Genomic DNA, 3,365 nt, shown 5'->3' with positions numbered 1-3,365 from the left:
GGGGGCTCTTTACCACAGCACCTTTAGGTGGTTTGAAGCCCCCTCCTGAATAGACGACTCCGGTGGGGCATTCACCAGCTGGCGAACTCCACCATCTCAATTACAGCATGCAATGGTTAATTATGCCGACCATTGCTTCTCGGCACACATAAGTTTAGCTGTGGATTACGGGCTGTTTCTCTGTCCGGATACGCATAAAATGGGCGCGAGATAAGACATTGAAAATTACCACTAAACCCACAGTTAAATTTATAAATTATTAGGCAACGTAATTTTTTTTCTATCTGTATTTTGAACTCAGCCTAACTTTAAAATCCTTAATTCCTGCATTTTGTGTGCTATCTATCTCGAATTGGGGACTATATTTTCCTGCTGGGAGATCACTAAAAGTGTATGCGTTACATGTCCTTGCAACATCAACATATTTTGTTGCTGCCGTATTAATAGCAGAGGCTGCGAGATCGGCAAGTGCTCCTAAGCCACCACCCATACCAGTTGATACCGAAGCATCATAAGTAATATCTCCTTTTCGGGTATAAATAACCTCGTTAGTTTTGGTTGATTTTATAATATACTCAACTTGTACATAAACATTAGATGCTAGCCCTGATTTATCCCATTTATGAATAATTGTAAATACCGCCATGTCGGCACCAAATACTTCTGTGAACTTTGATAAAGGCGCATTTAAAAATAATTCTGTATCATAAGCACTCTCTCTTTTCAAAATTTCCATTGACAAAAAAGGAGGAACAACATAATAACCTGCATTTGCAATGGGAATATTTAGAGTAGAATGAAAATACTCTTTTGCTTCCACATTTGTACTTCTATTAATCGGAGGCATTAATAGAACTGTTAGCGGTTTTTCTTCATAAATTCCTTTATATGCAGTTGATTTTGTTATTTTAGATGTCATTGTACAGCTAGACAGGGAAATAACAATCCCTATAATGTATATATAAATTTGTTTTTTCATTCTTCCTTCATTTTTAATATTCGGTCAATAAAAATTTTAGATTCTGGATAAAGGGTGACTTCCTTTATTAACATTTCTTTTCCTTCTTCTTCTTTTCCTTCTTGCAGAAGTAAAAACCCATAATCAGCAAATATCCCTGGAGGTACAACGCCTCGTGTGCCTTTTTGCTTTTCAATTATTTTCTGATAATCTTCTGTTAAGGCTAAAATTGATTTTTCGTCTGTATTTTTTAGATAATTGTAACTTGTTTTTTCATAATTACCCCAAGTGTAAAGTTTTTGTGGGGCACATGATGCCAAGAATAGAACACAAATAACTATTAGCAGATTTCTTTTCATGGTAAAATAATTTGTTTGGTTTCTTGTGATGAAACAAATATTTGCTTTGAATAAATGACTTTCTTGTTGTGTTTTACAGTAATCGTATGCTTCCCTGTAGGAATTGCATATACTTTGCCTTTCGGTCTTTTGGAAATTCCTTTGTTGACTTGAGCATTAAATGAAGTATTTTCGTCAATTGTTACATCAACACCACCAGAATAGTTACTTGGCTTACCAATAATTTCAATGTAAGCCTCATTCTCCAGACCCTTAGATATTGTTTTGACACCAGTACAGCTTGTCATGAGAACAAAACCGATGAATAATATGTAGATTAGATTTTTCATTATTTTATTTCTTTTATGTAGTAATTAGCTAAATTGTCTTTGTCGATATTACCATCCGAGAATGATACCATTGAAAATTCATTTTGTGGCGTATCTCCTCCTGTGAATTCAATTTCTATCTTACCAATATTTTTTCCTGGTAGTTCGATTAACATCCCCGTTTGTGGGTTTTTAATTTTATTACCTTTCTCAACAACTTGAAATTCGTCGCCAACATTAAGACCTTGACTTGCTCCACCCGATATGATAATACCATTTTCATCATAGGACAAAAAATATGATTTCCATGGTTTCTCCATACAATTATTAATAATGTTTTCTACTAATTTTGAAATTGCGGCAGAAATAGCTTTATCGCTTAATGTTGCATCATAGTCAGTACGTTCTCCTAAGCCCATTACGGTCTTATTCGTTGTTTCTGCTTCTCCTTTTGCTTCTTCTGCGTAGATAATTTGACCTGTTGAAACATCTACCAATCTAACACTTACACCTGCCTCAACAGTCTGTGTCTTGCTCCTTGAAAAAGCATTTACATCTCCAACATTTTTTCGTCCAAACTGGGTCACAGAACCAATAATCAAATAGTCTGCACCAATTTTTTGGAGACCTTCATTTCCTGCGATTTTGAGTTCTTCTTCAATCTTGTCAAAGTCTTGTCGCTCTAATAAAATAAACTTGTCACTTGCAGCAAGTTTTGTTGAAAGGATATCAACAGCTTGTTTTCCAATTGGATCATTGTCCTTATCATAGAAAATACCTTTAGCATACTGAGTTTCATTCGAAAATCTTGAAATAGCAACCTTTCTTTTTAAAACTTGCTCTTCTTGTTTAACTTCTTGAATCTGCGGTTCAACTTGTACTATTTTTTGTTGAGTCGAACAACTAATGGCAATTAATCCAATTGCCATTCCAAAGAGGATTTTTCTCATTTTATCAATTTTTAGTTGTTAGTATTAATAATGTTGATAGATGCGATTTTTATGTTGCCTAACGGTTCGCAAAATATATTAAGTTGCCGATTGCGGGTTGCTTTCCTGTCGTGCCGCAGCAAAGTTGTTGCGGGCTGTAAAGTAAGTTGTCCGAACGAAAACGGCAATTAAATATATTTTGCTGTTAACTGGCGTTATTTATTTGCCTCTAAGTTTTTTTCATACTCATCGACAATCAATTTTGCATTTTCATAATCAGAACTTAAAACTATCACCTTTACTAATCCTAACCCGTCTGGTGCTGCCCATGGCAGGGTTAAAGATCCAATTGTCTCATCCTGTAAAAAAGCTTCAATTCCTGAATTTTCTAATAGATTCTTAATCATTTGGGCTTGCCATGTTATACCATTAAAAATCTCAATTGATTTAATTGCATTTTTATTATTCATGAGTATTTGTCGTTTAATGTTTAATGTAAAAATTAATATTTTGTCACAATCGGGATTTGTTTAAATACCACAATCCACGTTTAATTACCTATTATCAATATATTCATATTCTCGGTAAAAAAATAAATATTTTTAACTAAATCATCTTCTTGGATAGTTGTTTTAATCGCCTCGTCTATACTATAAATTATCTTCAACTTTCGCGTGTTTTATAATGCTAGTTAACTTGTTTATATATCCACTTCTGTCTTGTATATAATATATCTGACCTGCAAGCAACCTCCGCATTACAACTTGAAATCAATTATATACATCGACAAACAGAATGCTAATTTATCAAA

The 3,365-nt window shown here is 33.9% G+C and carries 5 protein-coding genes; all 5 read right to left on the bottom strand.

From position 1 onward, the window contains the following. Positions 1-280 precede the first annotated feature (280 nt). Entirely contained in the window at positions 281-979 is a 699-nt protein-coding gene (locus PF572_00025) for a DUF799 family lipoprotein (GenBank protein MDA3839456.1), read from the bottom strand. Further along, positions 976-1,317, bottom strand: a complete 342-nt coding sequence (locus tag PF572_00020; protein MDA3839455.1) for a DUF4810 domain-containing protein — start codon at positions 1,315-1,317, stop codon at positions 976-978. The genes PF572_00025 and PF572_00020 overlap by 4 nt, the downstream gene beginning before the upstream one ends. Continuing rightward, the gene (locus PF572_00015; protein MDA3839454.1) at positions 1,314-1,646 is read right to left on the bottom strand and encodes a hypothetical protein; all 333 of its coding nucleotides are present in this window, start codon (positions 1,644-1,646) and stop codon (positions 1,314-1,316) included. The genes PF572_00020 and PF572_00015 overlap by 4 nt, the downstream gene beginning before the upstream one ends. Further along, positions 1,646-2,575 (bottom strand): penicillin-binding protein activator LpoB, encoded by a 930-nt coding sequence (locus tag PF572_00010; protein ID MDA3839453.1) that lies wholly within the window; start codon positions 2,573-2,575, stop codon positions 1,646-1,648. Before PF572_00010 ends, PF572_00015 begins: the two co-directional genes overlap by 1 nt. A gap of 194 nt (positions 2,576-2,769) precedes the next feature. Next, on the bottom strand, positions 2,770-3,024 hold the full coding sequence (locus PF572_00005; GenBank protein ID MDA3839452.1) for a DUF2007-related protein: 255 nt from the start codon (positions 3,022-3,024) through the stop codon (positions 2,770-2,772). Between the last annotated feature and the right edge of the window lie 341 nt (positions 3,025-3,365).

The sequence above is a fragment of the Patescibacteria group bacterium genome, assembly GCA_027858235.1.
In the GTDB taxonomy this organism is placed as follows: domain Bacteria; phylum Patescibacteriota; class Patescibacteriia; order Patescibacteriales; family BM507; genus BM507.
The sequence above is the reverse complement of the archived record's forward strand: the minus strand, read 5'-3'. Positions and strand labels throughout refer to the sequence as shown.

Excerpts from the sequence above, each read along its gene's own strand:
- PF572_00025 (MDA3839456.1), bottom strand. The coding sequence starts at position 979 with ATGAAAAAACAAATTTATATATACATTATAGGGATTGTTATTTCCCTG.
- PF572_00020 (MDA3839455.1), bottom strand. The coding sequence starts at position 1,317 with ATGAAAAGAAATCTGCTAATAGTTATTTGTGTTCTATTCTTGGCATCA.
- PF572_00015 (MDA3839454.1), bottom strand. The coding sequence starts at position 1,646 with ATGAAAAATCTAATCTACATATTATTCATCGGTTTTGTTCTCATGACA.
- PF572_00010 (MDA3839453.1), bottom strand. The coding sequence starts at position 2,575 with ATGAGAAAAATCCTCTTTGGAATGGCAATTGGATTAATTGCCATTAGT.
- PF572_00005 (MDA3839452.1), bottom strand. The coding sequence starts at position 3,024 with ATGAATAATAAAAATGCAATTAAATCAATTGAGATTTTTAATGGTATA.